Raw genomic sequence first — 15,234 nt, forward strand, 5'->3', positions numbered from 1 at the left:
GCCATGCGCATCTCCCGCATTTCCCTTCCAGGCCTGCTCGCCGCCGCGCTGCTCGCGCTGGCCTGCACGACATGCCAGGCCGCCGACCTGGTGGTGATCGTCTCCGCCCGCAGCGCCGTCGAGGCGCTCGCGCCGGCGCAGGTGGCCGCGATCTTCCTCGGCCAGAGCGCACGCTTTCCCGGCGGCGCGATCGCCACCGCCGTCGACCAGGCGCTGGGTTCCGACGAGCGCAGGCAGTTCTACCTGCGCGTCGCCGGCAAGACCCCGGCCCTGCTCAAGGCGCACTGGTCGAAGATGGTGTTCACCGGCCGCGGCCAGCCGCCACGCGAACTGCAGGGCAGCGCCGCCGTGCGCCGCGCCGTCGCCGAGGACCCCGAACTGATCGGCTACATCGAACGCGAGGCGCTCGACCCCAGCGTGCGCCCGGTGCTGCTGCTGCAATGAAGAACGCCATGAAGACACCGGCACCGCCGCGCCGCAACCGCCTGCTGCGCTGGCTCGGGCGCGGACTCGAGACCTACATCGCCCTGCCCCTGTTCGCGCTGCTGCTGGTCGCCCTGCTGTGGCCGCTGACGCTGCAGTCGATCGACTCGGAACGGCGGGCCGCGGGCGTCGCCGCCGAAGCCGCCACGCGCGAACGCCTCGACACCTACGAGGCGCAGATGGCGCGCAGCCTGAACGGCATCGACCAGTCCCTGAAGGTGCTCAAGTACGCCGTCGAGCTGAACGGCGCGCAGGGCGCCCTGCCCGCCCTGCGCGAACAGGGCCTGTTGCCGCCCGGCCTGGTGTTCGTGGTCGCGATCGCCGACAGCCGCGGGCGCGTGGTCGCCAGGAATCCCGACGCAGGCGCGTACGAGGGTGGGAAAGAAAGCACGGACGTCGGCGCGCTCGACGTCTCGAACGCCGCCTATTTTCTCTACCACCGCGCCAACGACGACGGCCAGCCCTTCGTCGGCGCCACCGTCGGCGACGCCGCCAAGGCCGAGCCGCACCTGCACTTCACGCGCCGCATCAACGACGCCGACGGCCGCTTCGCCGGCATCGCCATCGTCGAGGTCGATCCGAGCTATTTCACCAGCGCCTACGAACATGCGCGCGACGGCGCGCACGGACTGCTGGGCCTGGCCGGTACCGACGGCGTGATGCGCGCGCTGCGCATCGGCGACCAGGTCAGCTGGGGCCAGCGCATCGAGCTGGGCCGCGCGGCGCAGGAAGCGGTCACGCTGCGCCGCAGCGCGCCCGACGGCCTGGCGCGCTACACCAGCGTGCGCCGCCTGCACGGCTTTCCGCTGGCGGTGGTGGTCGGCCTGGCGCGCGGCGAGCAGTTCGCGTCCTTCGAGCGCCAGCGCCGCACCCGCCTGCTGGGGGCCGCCGCCGCCAGCGCCCTGCTGCTGGCGGTGGCCGCGGTGGTCTCGGTGTGGTCCTGGCAGCTGGCCAAGGCGCGCCGCCGCGCGCGCCGCGCCCAGGAGACCTACGCCGCCGCCTCCGAGGGCAGCCTCGACGCCTTCGTCGTGATGCGCAGCGTGCGCGACCTGCGCGGCGCGGTGCTCGACTTCGAGATCGAAGCCGCCAACTCGGCCGCCGAAGCCATCTTCGGCATGGGCAACGAGGCGCTGCGCGGCCAGCGCCTGTGCGAGTTGCTGCCCCACTTCCGCGCCAACGGCATCTTCGAGGACCTGACGCTGGTGGCGACCGACGGCCAGCCGCGCGAAGGCGAATGGCGGGCGCACGCGCCGACCGCCCAGGGACGCTGGCTGCACCGCCAGGTGGTGGCGGTCGAGGACGGCGTGGTGGCGATCGTGCGCGACATCACCGAGCGCAAGCTGGCCGAGGAGCGCATCTTCCACATGGCGCACCACGACGAGCTGACCGGCCTGCCGAACCGCAACCTGATGCACGACCGGATCGACCAGGCGATCAGGAACGCCGCGCGCAACGGCGAGGGCGTGGCCCTGGCCTTCGTCGACCTCGACGGCTTCAAGCTGGTCAACGACGGCCTCGGCCACAAGGCCGGCGACGAGCTGCTGAAGGTGGTCAGCCGCCGCATGGTCGCCTGCCTGCGCCGCAACGACACCCTGGCGCGCTTCGGCGGCGACGAATTCGTCATCCTGCTGCCCGACCAGGGCACCGACCCGGCGGCGCTGGCGCCGCTGCTGGAAAAAATCCGGGTCGCCGTCACCGAGCCGGTGCAGGTGGCCGGCCAGGCGGTCCAGGTCAGCTGCAGCATGGGCGTGGTGATGTACCCGCGCGACGGGATGGACGCCAGCGCCCTGCTGATGAACGCCGACGCCGCGATGTACCGCGCCAAGGACCTGGGCAGCAACAACTTCCAGTTCTACGCGCGCGAGATGAACGCCAGCGTCGAGGAAAAGCTGGTGCTGCTCGACGGCCTGCGGCAGGCGGTGCAGGCCACCGTCGACGGCGCGGGCGAGAACAGCTTCCACCTGCTCTACCAGCCGAAGCTCGACTTGAAAAGCGGCCGCATCTTCGGCGTCGAGGCGCTGATCCGCTGGCGCCACCCGGAACATGGCGTGGTGCCGCCGCAGCGCTTCATCGGCCTGGCCGAGGAAAGCGGCCTGATCGTCCCGATCGGCGAATGGGTGGTGCGCAGCGCCTGCCGCCAGGCCCAGGCCTGGCGCGAGGCCGGGCTGGGGCCGATCGCGGTCTCGGTCAACGTCTCGGCGCGCCAGTTCGAGGAGGCGCGCCTGGTCGACCGGGTCGCCGCCGCGCTGGTCGATTCAGGCCTGCCGCCGGCGCTGCTGGAACTGGAAGTGACCGAGAGCCTCCTCATGCGCGACCTGCAGAAGTCGGTCGCGACCATGCGCGAGCTGAAGGCGATGGGCGTGTCGCTGTCGATCGACGACTTCGGCACCGGCTATTCGAGCCTGTCGGCGCTGAAGAGCTTCCCGATCAGCCGCCTGAAGATCGACAAGAGCTTTGTCAGCGAACTGGCGGACAACCCGGACGACCAGGCGATCGCGATGGCGGTGATCTCGCTCGGCCACAAGCTGAACCTGAAGGTGATCGCCGAAGGCGTGGAGACCGAGCAGCAGTGCCGCTTCCTGCGCGAGAACGAGTGCGACGAGATGCAGGGCTACCTGTTCAGCAAGCCGGTGCCGGGCGCCGAGATCGCACGGATGGTTGCGCTGCACGTGGCGCGGCCGGGGTGCTGCGGGAGCCTGGCGCTGGCGCAGGAGCAGCAGGCGGCTGCGCTGGCGGAATGACGCGTAGGGTGGTCGGCTCCGCCCTGGTCTCGACATTGACGCAGCGCGTGCGCCGCCCACGCGTTCAGCGACTGTGTGAGACAACGCGGTCTGCCCAGGACTGTCGAACGCGTGGGCGGCGCAACCGGCGCGTCGGCTCGCACTGCCGGGTGGAGCCGACCACCCTACGTCATGCAGCGGGGCCGGCGAGCGAACGCAGGCGCTTGACCAGCGCCTCGGCATCCGCATCGATGTTCATCAGGTCCACGTGCGCCGGACGCACGAAGCCTTCCTGCTCCTGGTGGCGCGCGAAGGCGGCCAGGCCGTCGTAGAAGCCTTCGGTGTTCAGCAGGCCGATCGGCTTGGCGTGGATGCCCAGCTGGGCCCAGGTGACCATCTCGAACAGTTCCTCGAGCGTGCCGAAGCCGCCGGGCATGGCGATGAAGCCCTCGGCCAGGTCGGCCATCATGGCTTTGCGCTCGTGCATGTCCTTGACCACGAACAGGCGCGTCAGGCCCGCATGGCCGACCTCGCGCTCGACCAGGGCGCGCGGGATGACGCCGGTCGCTTCGCCGCCCAGGCGCAGCACCTCGTCGGCGATCACGCCCATCAGGCCGACCTTGCCGCCGCCGTAGACCAGGGCGATGTTGTGTTCGACCAGCGCGCGCGCCAGGAGGCGCGCCGCGTCGGCATAGATGGGCTTGGCGCCGTTCGAGGCGCCGCAATAGACGGCGATTGATTTCATATGTATTCCAGTTACGTTGAAGCGCTCGAGCACATCGGGCCGGCGAAGGCGCGCCGTCGAAGCCAGTACGTGCGCACGCCGAGACGGTGCGACGCAGCCATGCGGGAGTGGCTCAAGCGCCGGGGTCGCGGCCCTCTTCCGGGAGTTTCTTGAGGTATTCCTCCGCCAGCTTCTCGAACAGCAGCCGGGTGTCGCCGCGCAGGTAGGGACCGAGCATCGACAGCACCTGGTAGCAGCCGCGCGCGAGCGCGTCGGCGATCGCCTGCTGCTCGCTGTACTTGCGCGGATTGCGCACGTATTCGTAGGACAGCCAGTAGGTGGCGACGACCACCATGTTGGTCGCCATCGCGCCGATCTGCTGGTCGCCGGCGTCGAGCGAGCCTTCGCTGCGCAGGTCTTCGCAGAGCTGGCGCGCGACCTTGATCTTGTGCGCGAGGATGGCCTTGAAGTGCAGTTCAAGCTTGCGGTTGCGCGAGAGCAGGTCGTTCAGGTCGCGGTAGAAGAAGCGGTAGCGCCAGATCAGCTCGAACATCAGGTGCAGGTAGAGCCACACGTCCTCCATGTTCGAGCGCCGCCCCGCCGGCACCGTGAGGATGCGCTCGATCTCGGCCTCGAACTGGACGAAGATCGAGTTGACGATGTCGTCCTTGTTGCGGAAGTGGTAGTACAGGTTGCCGGGCGAGATATTCATCTCCTCGGCAATGACAGTGGTCGTGATGTTCGGCTCGCCGAACTCGTTGAACAGCCTGAGCGAGAGCTCGAGGATGCGTTCACGGGTACGGCGTGGAGCTTTTTGTAGCATGGAAGGGGGCATTTATGGTGTCACCCGCAAGCATAACATCGAACGCCACCCCGGCGACACTGCCGGCCCGGGCCGGTCACGCCGCATCGCCGCCCGCCGCGCCTGTCCTGGTCCGGCTTGCCGGCTTCTTGTCCGCCTTCTTCGCCGCCGGCTTCTTCGCCGCCGCCTTCGGCCTGGCGACGCTTAGTTCGGCCAGCATGCGCTCCAGCTCGTCGATGCGGTGGTTCAGCGCTTCGATCTCGCTGCGCGCCGGCACGTCGATCGCGGCCAGGGCGCGCGCCACGCGCTCCTCGAACACCTGTTCCAGCTTGCCCCAGGTGCCGGACGAGCGGCGGCTCGCGCGCTCGGCCTTGCGCGCCACCGTGTCGGTCGCGTCCTCGACCTTGCGCGCGCGCTTCTGCAGTTCGGTGCCGTCGCGCACCAGGCGCGTGAATTCGCGCCCGCCTTCCTGCTGGGCCTTGGCGAAGGCGCCCAGGCCCGCCTGCCAGATCTGCTGCGCCGAGCTGCGCACCGCGCGCGCCAGGTCTTCCTCTTCCTGCTCCAGGTCCTCGATCTTCTTGTTCATTGCTTCCTCGTTTCCGTGTCCCCCTCATTCTAGGAGCGCACGCTAGAACACGGATTCTAAACGCGCGCGCGGGTGCGCTGCAGGGCGACCGCTTCCCGCAGCGCCGCCATCAGGGCGTCGCCGCGCCAGGGCTTGGCGTAGAAGCGGTCGGCCGCGCCGCTGCGCAGCGCCTCGGCGATCTCGGCCTCTTCCTCCTGGCCCGACAGCAGGATGCGCACCGTGTCCGGGTACAGGCGCCGTGCCCGGGCCAGCAGTTCGGCGCCGCGCATGCCCGGCATGACATGGTCGCTCACGACCAGCGCCACCGGCGTGCGCGCGAGGATCGCCAGCGCCTGTTCGCCCGAGGACGCGGCCAGCACGCGCCAGCCCTGCTGCTCGACCAGGTCGGCCAGCACCTCGAGCATGAAGGCGTCGTCGTCGACCAGCAGCACGGCCGCCGCGGGCGCAGGCGCAGGCGCGGCCGGCGCCAGGAAGGCCTCGACCTCGTCGGCGAAGCTGGCGGGCTCGAACGGCAGCGCGATGTAGCCGCCGGCGCCGGCGGCGAGCAAGGCGTCGCGCCGGCCGCCGTCGGCGCGCTCGACCAAAACAACCAGCGGCACATGCGGCGGCGCGTGCCTGCCTTCGGCCAGCACGGCGCCGGCATGGCGGGCAGCGCACAGCACCAGGTCGGGCGGCACGGGGTCGTGCTCGCCGATGTTGACCGTGTGGCCGCGTTCGCGCAGCAGGCGCGCCATGGCGGCGAAAGCGCCGTGATCGTCGTCGATGATGTGGATGCGTGCCGCCACCTTGGCTCCGAAGCTTGTCATAACAGCCCCCATTATGCCCGCTGCGGATCGCCGGCGCTCAATCCGGCCAGCTCGGCGACGACGGCGTCGAGCACGCGCGCGTCCAGGCCCAGCGCGACGTGGCCGACGCCGCCGAAGGCGATGTTGCGCGCGCCGGGCAAGTGGCTCGAGGTCTGCGGCGAGACGATGTTGTCGTGGTGCGAGAAGATCGAGGTGACCAGGGCGCGGCGCTCCGGCCCCTCGCTGTCGGCCAGCGCGCGCAGCCAGGCGCTGGCGGCCTCGCCGCGGCGCCCCATCTGGCGCGCGTTCACGCCCAGCCCGAAGCGCGCCAGTCCGGTGCCGAAATGCGGCGTGCCGAGCGTCAGCAGGCGCGCCAGCCTTGCCGTGCCGTGCCTGCGCATCCAGGCGCGCGCCACCAGGCCGCCCATGCTGTGCGCCACGATCGCCACCCGCCCGGCGCCGGTGGCGGCGCGCAGCTCCTCGACCGCGCGCTCGACCAGCGGCACGTAGCCGTCGATGTCGCCGGCCAGCGGCACCAGGTCGACGGTCGCATGGCTGATGCGCTCGCGCTCCAGGCGGCGGCCGAACAGGGCCCAGTAGCCGCCGTTGCAGCCGTAGCCGTGCACCAGCAGGACCGGCACCGCGCGCGCATCCGGATAGACGCGCAGACAGGAGGTCGCGCGCGGCATGAACCAGGAGGTGGCCAGCATGCTGGCCCGGAACTCGGCGCCGAGCATGCGCAGGAAGGCGCCGGGCTTGACCCGGTACTCGGCCGGCGTCGGGCTGGCGAAGATGGCGCTGAGCAGGAAGTTGTTCATGTTGATCAGGAGGCGCGCCAGCACCACGCTGCCCAGTCCCAGCGCGGCCGCCTGCCAGGGCGCCGCCCCGCCCCAACGCCAGCTCGCCAGGCCGATCGCCAGCGCGGCGAGCGCCTGGACCAGCAGCACCAGCCGGGTCATGCGCCGCGCGTTCATGGCCTCACCCCGGCAGGCGTGGCGCCGGCCGCCCGGTCAGTTCCAGCGCCAGGCCGCTGGCCAGGCGCGCCGCGATGGCGTAGATCGAGAGCTGCGGGTTGGCGCCGATCGAGGTCGGGAACAGCGAGCCGTCGTGCACCGACAGGTTGGCGATGCCGCGGTAGCGGCCGTCGGGCGTGGTCACGCCCAGGCGCTCGTCGCCCGACATGGCGCAGCCGCCCATCACGTGGGCCGAGGCGACGCGCGTCAGGTGCAGTTGCTGCGGCAGCGCGGCGATCTCGCGCTTCGCCTCGGTCCAGCTGGCGTAGACGCGCGCCGTCTCGTGCGCCGGGCGCACGCTGGCGGCGCCGGCGGCGAACTGGATCTCGGCCATGGTGAGCAGCGCACGCCGCGCGCCGTCCCACAGGAAGTCGTTCAGCGGGTAGTCGAGCACGGCCGCGCCGTCCTTGAGCTGGACCGCGCCGCCCGGCGAATCGGCGTGGAAGCCGTCGCGCAGAAGCGCCAGCATGCCCTGGATGTGCGGGAACTGGCGCATCATCGCGGCATGGTCCCGGCCGAAGCCGTTCATGGTGGTCGACAGCAGCACCGGGTGCAGCGGCGGCGCCTCGAGCTTGTAGCCGATCGGGCCGTCGATCGGCGCGCTCTGCAGGAAGTGGTCGGAATACACGGTCTGCGGCGCGCCGGCCCAGGCGTCCACGCGCTGCGGGAAGATGCCGGCCGAAATCAGGGTCGGGTGCAGGAAGGTGCGCTTGCCGAGCAGTCCCCTGGGGTCGGGCGCGTTCGAGCGCATCAGCAGCGCCGGCGAATTGATGGCGCCGCCGGCGACGACGAAATGCTTCGCGCGCAGGCGGAGCAGGCGGCCGCTGGGCGCCACGCCGTCGGCTTGCAAGGCGATGCACAGCAGCTCGTCGGCGCGCTCGCCCTGGAACACGAAGCGTTCGGCGCGGGCGCGCGTGACCAGCACCGCGCCATGGTCGAGCGCCGAGGGAATGGTGGTGACCAGCATCGACTGCTTGGCATTGGTCGGGCAGCCCATGCCGCAATAGCCGAGGTTCCAGCAGCCGCGCACGTTGCGGCGGATGAAGCCGGACGGGATGCCGAGCTTGTCGGCGCCGCGCTTGAGCAGGTCGTTGTTCTCGTTCGGCGGCGCCTGCCAGTCGCTCACGTTGAGGCGCCCTTCCATCACGGCGAACCAGTGCGCCATGGTTTCGATGTCGTAGCCGGCCAGCGCGAAGTTGGCGCGCCAGTAGTCGAGCGTGGCGGTCGGCGTGCGAAAGCTCGAGGTCCAGTTGACGGTGGTCGAGCCGCCCACGGTGCGGCCCTGCAGGATCTTGATGCCCTTGTCGAGCGTCTGGCGCGCGGCCGACTCCTGGTACAGCGTGGGATAGGCGTCGGCCTCGCGCATCTTGAAGTCGCTCGAGGAACGCAGCGCGCCCTCCTCCACGATCGCCACCTTCAGCCCGACCAGCGCCAGGATCTCGGCCGTCACCCCGCCGCCGGCGCCGCTGCCGACGATGACGACGTCGGCCTCCAGCGTGCGGTCGGTTTCCAGCGCCGCGGCATCGACGATGTGCCAGCCGCGCGCGATGCCTTCCCGGACCGGATCGGGAATGATGCCGGCGCCGGCCTGCATGGCTTGTTCTTTCATGGTCGGCTCCTCAGGACAGTTCTTTCAGGGGGCCGGGATAGCCGATCGCCGCCCAACTGGCCGGCTGCGCGTACCAGGCGCCCAGCACCAGGTCGTGCAGCGCCGAATAGGCGGTGCGCAGCAGGGCGACACGGTGGGTGCGCCAGTCCTGCAGGAAGGCCGCGACCTCGCTCTCGCGGGCATCGGCCCAGCCGCCGGAGATGCCGGTCAGCAGGCGCCGCGCCGGCGCCAGCGCGAGCAGGCCGAACAGGTCCTGCACTTCCTTCTGCACGGGCAGGGGCAGGTTGGCGATGGCCGCATGCACGCCCTCGATGCCGGCGGCGACGCCGGACTTGCGTGCGGCCGGATCGTCCGGCAAGGCGCCGGCCAGGATCGCCGGCACGATGGCGCCCAGCGCGGCGCGCGCCTCGCCGTCGAGCACGAAACGCTGGGGGGCTGGCGCCTGGGTGGCGCGCCAGATGCCGCCGCCGGCGGCCAGGACGAGCGCGGCCAGTGCGCCCGCCTTCAGGAAGGATCTGCGGCTAGTCTCCATCGGTACATCCTTGTTGTTATTTTCCTAGTGTACGACAAAGGAATCCGCGCAAGACAGCCGGGATTAGAGGGCTTCGTCGAAACGATGGCGTGGATGACATGGGTGCAAACAAGCTTTGCATCCAGGGCTCAGGGTGCAAATAATATTTGCATGGAAACAAGCGCAGGGTGGGCGCCCCGTGCCCACGCGTGAACGATGAGCAGACGCAGCGCGTTGTCGACGCCAACACGACGCCGGCGTCACGCGTGGGCACGGGGGCGCCCACCCTACGGGTACCGCCAGCATCGACAATGGCGGACAACACCGTGTGCACAAACAGACAAGCGGCGCAGGCGCGCCTTCTCAGCGGCGTCCGGGCCTTGTACCATACGCGCATTCAGCTCGACCACGAAAGACGCACATGACCATGACCACCCTCTCCCGCGCCATTAGCTTGGCCCTCTTCGCCGCCGCCTGCGCCCTGCCGGCCCACGCCGACAGCACCTCTTCCGCCGCCTCGAGCGCGGGCTCGGCTTCCTCGGCCAGCATTTCCGATTCGATCGGTTCATCGAGTAACAGCTCGAGCGGCGACGACCGCGTGGCCGCGGGCGACTACCGCGTCATCGACGTCGCCCAGGCGCCGGCCAGGACCGACACCACCCGCATGACCCTGCGCGCCACCGCCGCCGGCCCGACCCGCGAGTTCTACCTCGACGTGCCGAACCGCGCGCTGGCCGAGCGCCGCGTCAACGCGGGCGAACTGGTGCGCGTCAACGAGCGTGTCTACGGCTACGAATTCGCCTACGCCGACGACGGGCGTCCCTTCTTCCTGGCCCTGCAGGACGCCTGGTACCGCGAACTGGGCTCGCGCAAAGTCGCGATCTGATGATCCTGCGCGCCGCGGCCGCCGCGCTCGCGCTGTCGGCCTGGTTCACCGCCGGCGGCGCCCAGGCCGGCCTGCCCACCTTCTGCGAGCGGCCGCGCGAGGTCACGGCGGCCGACCAGGACCGCGTGCTGCGCTTCGCCGGCGCGGTGAAGACCGAGCTCGAGCGCTCGGGCCAGCCGGTCGCCCTGATCGCCCGCGCCGGCGTCGACCTGTCCCGTTTCGGCCTGCTGTACTCGCACGCCGGCATCGCCCTGAAGGACAGCCCGGGCGGCGCCTGGGCGGTGCGCCAGCTGTATTACGCCTGCGACGAATCGCGCCCGCGCCTGTTCGACCAGGGCGTGGCCGGCTTCGCGCTGGGCGCCGATGCGCCCGAGCGCGGCCACATCGCGCTGCTGTTCCTGCCCGATGATAAAAGCGCGCCGCTGGCCCGGGCGGCGCTGGACAAGCCGCTGGCGCTGTCGCTGCTGGCCGGCCAGTACAGCGCCAACGCCTATGCCTTCGGCACCCGCTACCAGAACTGCAACGGCTGGGTGGCCGAACTGCTGGCCGGCGCCTGGGGCGGCATCGGCAGTCTCGGCGCCAGCCCGGAGGCGCGCGCGGACGTGCGCCAGGCGGCCCAGGACTGGCTGCGCGCCCAGGGCTACACGGCCGGCCCGGTCAGGATTCCTTCCCGGCTGCTGATGTTCGCCGGCCAGTTCGTGCCGCTGGTGCACCTGAACGACCACCCGATCGAGGATCTGCATGCGCTCGCGCTGCACGTGAGCGTACCGGACGCGATCGCCGACTTCGTGCGCCGCGAGGCGCCGGGGACGCAGCGCGTGGAGCTGTGCCACGACCGCGAGCGCATCGTCGTGCGGCGCGGCTGGGAACCGCTGGGGGCGGACTGCAGGCCGGCGCCGGGCGACGAGGTGATCGCGCTCGATCGATAAGCCTGGCCGCCCCGCCATGAACCTGGGGAAGTAATGACTCCCTAGCGGCGGATCAGGTAGCGGATCGTCGGGCCGTCCTGCTCGATCTCCAGCACTTCGTAACCGTGATTGCGGGCGTCGAGCGGAATATTGTTGATCGACTGCGGGCAATCCGACACCACTTCGAGGATTTCGCCCGGCTGCAGCTGGGGCAAGGCCTCCAGCGTGGCGATCGCCGGATACGGGCAGGGCTCGCCCATCATGTCGAGGCGGTAGGTGGGTGTGTAGACAGGCTTGCTCATGCGGTTTCCTTTGCCAGTGCGCTTTGTTGATTCGCTACGCGAGTTGCTTCCTGCTGCGCTTGCTTGCGCGCGAAGAAGCGCTTTTCCCACCAGAGCACGGCCAGCATCGACAGCGCCAGGCCGGCGTAGGTGGCCATCAGGCCGCCCTGGGGTCCCAGGCGCGCCAGCAGGTTGACCTTCTCGAAGTCGTCGACGAGGAAGGGCGTCAGGTCTTCCCACCAGGCGGCAAGCAGGGTCGCGCCGACGATGTTGCCCAGTCCCACCCACCAGTAATGCACCTGGCCCTCGACCGCGCGGTACATCCAGCCGGTCTCGCAGCCGCCGGCCAGGACGATGCCGAAGCCGAAGAGCAGGCCGCCGATGACGGCGTTCGGGCCCGCCCACAGGATCTTCGGCGCCACGCCCAACTGGACGTAGCTGTAGATGCCGATGGTGCTGACCGCCATGCCGACGATGATCGCCTTGGCCATCTGGGTGCGTCCGGTCAGCCAGAGGTCGCGGAAGGCCGAGGTGAAGCAGACCTGGGCGCGCTCGATGATCAGCCCGAAGCCGACGCCGAACAGCGCCGCGATGCCGAGCTTGGGCGCGTCGAAGGTCAGGGCCAGGGCCCAGCATACGAAGGCGACGAAGACCAGCATGCCCAGCCGGAAGCGGCGCCGCGCCTGGCCTTCCTGCTGGCGCAGGGGCTGCACCGCATGCACGCGCTGCAGCTTCACCGGCACGCGGAACACCGGCAGCATGCTGAAGCGGGCGCCGAACCAGGAGCCGGCCGCGGTGGCCAGGGCGAAGAACCAGGCGTGCAGGGAGAACTGGGGGATGCCCGTGAAGAAGGCGGCCAGGTTGCAGCCCATCGCCATGCGCGCGCCGAAGCCGGCGATGATCCCGCCGACCACGGCCTGGAAGATGCGCACCCGGTGCTGCGGCATGCGCAGCTTGATGTTGTTCGCCCAGAGCGCGGCCGACAGGCAGCCGGCGAACATCCCGAGGATCATCACGCCGTCGACGCGGTCGAGCGGCGTGCCCTGCAGGCCGATGACCTTGAAATAGGCCCAGGTCTCGGGGTGCATGCCGGCGAACTGCAGCAGGTGGCCGCCCCAGCGCGTGAATTCGCCCGTCACGGCCCAGAAAGTGCCGGTGATGCCGAAGTAATAGGTTGAGAGGATGCCCGCGGCGATCACGGCCGAGAACGGCGACCAGAAGCGGACCAGGTATTGTTGTTTGAAATTTTGCCAATGCATGTGCAACGGACTCCTTGCTGAACGAGCCGGGCATGCGGCGCCTGCCGCGCCCCGGCGAGGGGCGACAGCATACCGCCCGCGGCGTTCAACATCCAGAGGATAATTGCTTTAAGCACAAAAATATGTGGAAAAAGCAACAAATCCACCCCTGGATCGGCGCTCGATGCCGAGGTCCTGGCGGGCCGGTATCGAATCGCCCGATGCGGCAGCGCTGCGCAGGCTTTCGCTGCCTGATGCGGTAATCTATCGCTTCCCACGCTTCGGAGAGCGCCATGGTCAGCAAGAACATGATTTGCCTGTGGTTCGACGGCACGGCGCTGGACGCCGCCCGCTTCTACGCCGCGACCTTCCCGGACAGCGAAGTGAAGGCGGTGCATCATGCACCGGGCGACTACCCTTCCGGCAAGGAGGGCGCGGTGCTGACGGTCGAGTTCACGGTGATGGGCATCCCCTGCCTGGGCCTGAACGGCGGCCCCGCCTTCCGCCACAGCGAGGCCTTTTCCTTCCAGGTGGCGACCGACGACCAGGTCGAAACCGACCGCCTGTGGAACGCCATCGTCGGCAACGGCGGCCAGGAAAGCGCCTGCGGCTGGTGCAAGGACAAATGGGGCCTGTCCTGGCAGATCACGCCGCGCGCCCTCACCGAGGCCATTGCCGACCCCGACAAGGCGGCGGCCAGGCGCGCCTTCGAAGCGATGATGGGCATGCGCAAGATCGACATCGCCGCCATCGAAGCCGCAAGGTACGGCCGAGGTGGCTGAGGCGGCAAAGGACGAGGGTCAGCGCTTCAGGATCTGGCTCGCGATGCCGCGCAGGATGTTGACTTCCTCGGTCTCGAGCCCGGTGCGCGAAAACAGGCGTTTCAGGCGCGGCATCAGCTTCTTCGGGTTGTTCGCGTTCAGGAAGCCGATCGCCACCAGGGCTTCCTCGAGGTGGGCGTACATGCCCTCGATCTGGGCCAGGCTGGCGGCATCGCCCTGGAAGCCGACGCCGCGGCTGTCGACCTCGTCGCCGACGGCCGCCATGCGGCACTCGTAGGCCAGCACCTGGGCCGCCTGCGACAGGTTCAGCGAGGAATACGCGGGATTCGCCGGGATGTTGATCAGCACATTGCACCCCTCGACGATCTCGTTGGGCAGGCCGACCCGCTCGTTGCCGAGGATCAGGGCCGGGTACAGTTCGCCCTGCCCCGCACAATGGGTGGAGAAGGCGCGCGGCGTCCACACCGGCGGGGAAAACTCGCGCAGGCGCGCCGACACCGCCGCCGCGAAATTGCAGCCCTCAAGCGCTTCGCCGATGCTGCCGACGATGCGCGCGCCGGCAAGCACGTCGGTCGCGCCGCTGGCGAAAGCCACCGCTTCCGCGTCGTTCAGGGGATTCTCGCAACGCGGCGCAACCAGCACCAGGTCGGAAAAACCCATCGTCTTCATGGCCCGGGCGACCGAGCCGATGTTGCCGGCGCGGCTAGTCTCGACCAGCACGAAGCGCAGGCGTTTGAAAAGAGAGATGTCGGAATCAGGCGGGTTCATTTAGAATAGCGTCATCGCGCGGCGACGAACATTGGGTTTTCGGCATCAAGGGCCGGAATTCTAACGGGTTCGGCGCCGCTTTGCTCTTTATAATTCACTCTTGTACTCCGACGGTTCACGGCGCCATTGCGCGTGGGCGTCAGCATTTAATTACGGAAAAAGCCTCCATGCACCCAATGCTCAACACGGCCATCAAGGCCGCACGCCGCGCCGCCACCGTCATCAACCGCGCGTCTTTCGACCTCGACCGTATCACCGTCTCGGAAAAACAACATAACGATTTCGTCACCGACGTCGACCAGGCTTCCGAGCAGGCCATCGTCGAGACCCTGCTGAAGGCCTATCCCGACCACGCCATCCTGGCCGAAGAGTCGGGCGCCTCGCGCAACCTGAACGACGAGAGCGAGTACGTGTGGATCATCGATCCGCTCGACGGCACCACCAACTTCCTGCACGGCTACCCGAACTACTGCATCTCGATCGCGCTGCAGCAGCGCGGCGTGATCACCCAGGCCCTGGTCTACGACCCGGTCCGCAACGACCTGTTCACCGCCACCAAGGGCGCCGGCGCCTACCTGAACGACAAGCGCATCCGCGTGCGCAACCACGACCGCATCGGCAAGGCCCTGCTGTCGGCCGGCCATGGTCCGGACCCGCGCGCGCTGGCGGAATACCTGCGCATGTACGAAGTGGTCGCCTCGCGCTGCCACGGCGTGCGCAGCGCCGGCTCGGCCGCGCTGGAACTGGCCAACGTGGCCGCCGGCCGCGTCGACGGTTATTTCGAAAAGGGCTTGAAAATCTGGGATATCGCCGCAGGTTCGCTGCTGGTGACCGAAGCTGGCGGCATCGTCGGCGAGTTCAACGGCGAGTCGGAATACCTGAACAAGGGCGACATCATTGCCGCCGGCCCGAAGGTGTTCGCGCAGATGGTGCCGCTGATGGTCCCGTTCGCGTAATTGCGACTTCGCGTAAAATAGCGGATTGTCGGCCGGACCGCATGTCGGCGGCCTTCCGCATTGTTATTTCCACAGCGCAACAAATTCACTATAATCAGTCGTGATCCCTGACGGTATGCGCTCGACGCGCGCTGTCGGCATCGACTGCCCCATCCGATCCTGGCGCCGCTTGCGCCGGCGGC

Annotated in this window: 16 protein-coding genes; 6 read left to right on the forward strand and 10 right to left on the reverse strand. The window is 69.4% G+C overall.

What is annotated here, in order from left to right:
* Positions 1-3 precede the first annotated feature (3 nt).
* Both RT688_RS09935 and RT688_RS09940 read left to right on the forward strand, forming a co-directional pair.
* On the forward strand, positions 4-444 hold the full coding sequence (locus RT688_RS09935; RefSeq protein ID WP_313704710.1) for a phosphate ABC transporter substrate-binding protein: 441 nt from the start codon (positions 4-6) through the stop codon (positions 442-444).
* Between the two features lie 8 nt (positions 445-452).
* The gene (locus tag RT688_RS09940; RefSeq protein ID WP_313704711.1) at positions 453-3,224 is read left to right on the forward strand and encodes an EAL domain-containing protein; all 2,772 of its coding nucleotides are present in this window, start codon (positions 453-455) and stop codon (positions 3,222-3,224) included.
* Positions 3,225-3,393: 169 nt separating this feature from the next.
* On the opposite strand, the gene RT688_RS09945 is transcribed toward RT688_RS09940, so the two are convergent.
* The 7 genes from RT688_RS09945 to RT688_RS09975 all read right to left on the reverse strand — a co-directional run bounded on the left by RT688_RS09945 (position 3,394) and on the right by RT688_RS09975 (position 9,254).
* Entirely contained in the window at positions 3,394-3,948 is a 555-nt protein-coding gene (locus RT688_RS09945; protein ID WP_313704712.1) for a TIGR00730 family Rossman fold protein, read from the reverse strand.
* Between the two features lie 112 nt (positions 3,949-4,060).
* Positions 4,061-4,750, reverse strand: a complete 690-nt coding sequence (locus tag RT688_RS09950; RefSeq protein WP_313704713.1) for a TetR/AcrR family transcriptional regulator — start codon at positions 4,748-4,750, stop codon at positions 4,061-4,063.
* A 76-nt stretch (positions 4,751-4,826) separates the two neighbouring features.
* Positions 4,827-5,315: a phasin family protein gene (locus tag RT688_RS09955; RefSeq protein WP_313704714.1), complete on the reverse strand. Its 489-nt coding sequence runs from the start codon at positions 5,313-5,315 to the stop codon at positions 4,827-4,829.
* Positions 5,316-5,371: 56 nt separating this feature from the next.
* Positions 5,372-6,121, reverse strand: coding sequence for a response regulator (locus tag RT688_RS09960; RefSeq protein WP_313704715.1), 750 nt, complete (start codon positions 6,119-6,121; stop codon positions 5,372-5,374).
* Positions 6,122-6,132: 11 nt separating this feature from the next.
* Entirely contained in the window at positions 6,133-7,074 is a 942-nt protein-coding gene (locus tag RT688_RS09965; protein WP_313704716.1) for an alpha/beta fold hydrolase, read from the reverse strand.
* Positions 7,075-7,078: 4 nt separating this feature from the next.
* Positions 7,079-8,722, reverse strand: coding sequence for a GMC family oxidoreductase (locus RT688_RS09970; RefSeq protein ID WP_313704717.1), 1,644 nt, complete (start codon positions 8,720-8,722; stop codon positions 7,079-7,081).
* Positions 8,723-8,732: 10 nt separating this feature from the next.
* Positions 8,733-9,254 (reverse strand): twin-arginine translocation signal domain-containing protein, encoded by a 522-nt coding sequence (locus RT688_RS09975; protein ID WP_313704718.1) that lies wholly within the window; start codon positions 9,252-9,254, stop codon positions 8,733-8,735.
* A gap of 406 nt (positions 9,255-9,660) precedes the next feature.
* Between RT688_RS09975 and RT688_RS09980 the strand changes: the two genes are divergently transcribed.
* Entirely contained in the window at positions 9,661-10,119 is a 459-nt protein-coding gene (locus RT688_RS09980; protein ID WP_313704719.1) for a hypothetical protein, read from the forward strand.
* On the forward strand, positions 10,119-11,048 hold the full coding sequence (locus tag RT688_RS09985; protein ID WP_313704720.1) for a DUF2145 domain-containing protein: 930 nt from the start codon (positions 10,119-10,121) through the stop codon (positions 11,046-11,048). The genes RT688_RS09980 and RT688_RS09985 overlap by 1 nt, the downstream gene beginning before the upstream one ends.
* Before the next feature lie 41 nt (positions 11,049-11,089).
* Here the strand turns inward: RT688_RS09985 and yedF are convergent, their stop codons facing one another.
* A complete protein-coding gene (yedF, locus tag RT688_RS09990; protein ID WP_313704721.1) occupies positions 11,090-11,329 on the reverse strand; it encodes a sulfurtransferase-like selenium metabolism protein YedF in 240 nt (79 codons plus the stop codon).
* Positions 11,326-12,567, reverse strand: coding sequence for a selenium metabolism membrane protein YedE/FdhT (gene yedE, locus RT688_RS09995; protein WP_313704722.1), 1,242 nt, complete (start codon positions 12,565-12,567; stop codon positions 11,326-11,328). Before yedE ends, yedF begins: the two co-directional genes overlap by 4 nt.
* 272 nt (positions 12,568-12,839) lie before the next feature.
* On the opposite strand from yedE, the gene RT688_RS10000 reads away from it, so the two are divergent.
* Positions 12,840-13,328: a VOC family protein gene (locus RT688_RS10000; RefSeq protein WP_313704723.1), complete on the forward strand. Its 489-nt coding sequence runs from the start codon at positions 12,840-12,842 to the stop codon at positions 13,326-13,328.
* A gap of 18 nt (positions 13,329-13,346) precedes the next feature.
* Here the strand turns inward: RT688_RS10000 and RT688_RS10005 are convergent, their stop codons facing one another.
* Positions 13,347-14,096: an RNA methyltransferase gene (locus RT688_RS10005; protein ID WP_313704724.1), complete on the reverse strand. Its 750-nt coding sequence runs from the start codon at positions 14,094-14,096 to the stop codon at positions 13,347-13,349.
* Positions 14,097-14,272: 176 nt separating this feature from the next.
* On the opposite strand from RT688_RS10005, the gene RT688_RS10010 reads away from it, so the two are divergent.
* The gene (locus RT688_RS10010) at positions 14,273-15,052 is read left to right on the forward strand and encodes an inositol monophosphatase family protein (RefSeq protein ID WP_312552790.1); all 780 of its coding nucleotides are present in this window, start codon (positions 14,273-14,275) and stop codon (positions 15,050-15,052) included.
* Positions 15,053-15,234: the final 182 nt, after the last annotated feature.

Origin of the sequence: Massilia sp., assembly GCF_032106685.1 — a bacterium.
Lineage (GTDB): Bacteria > Pseudomonadota > Gammaproteobacteria > Burkholderiales > Burkholderiaceae_D > Telluria.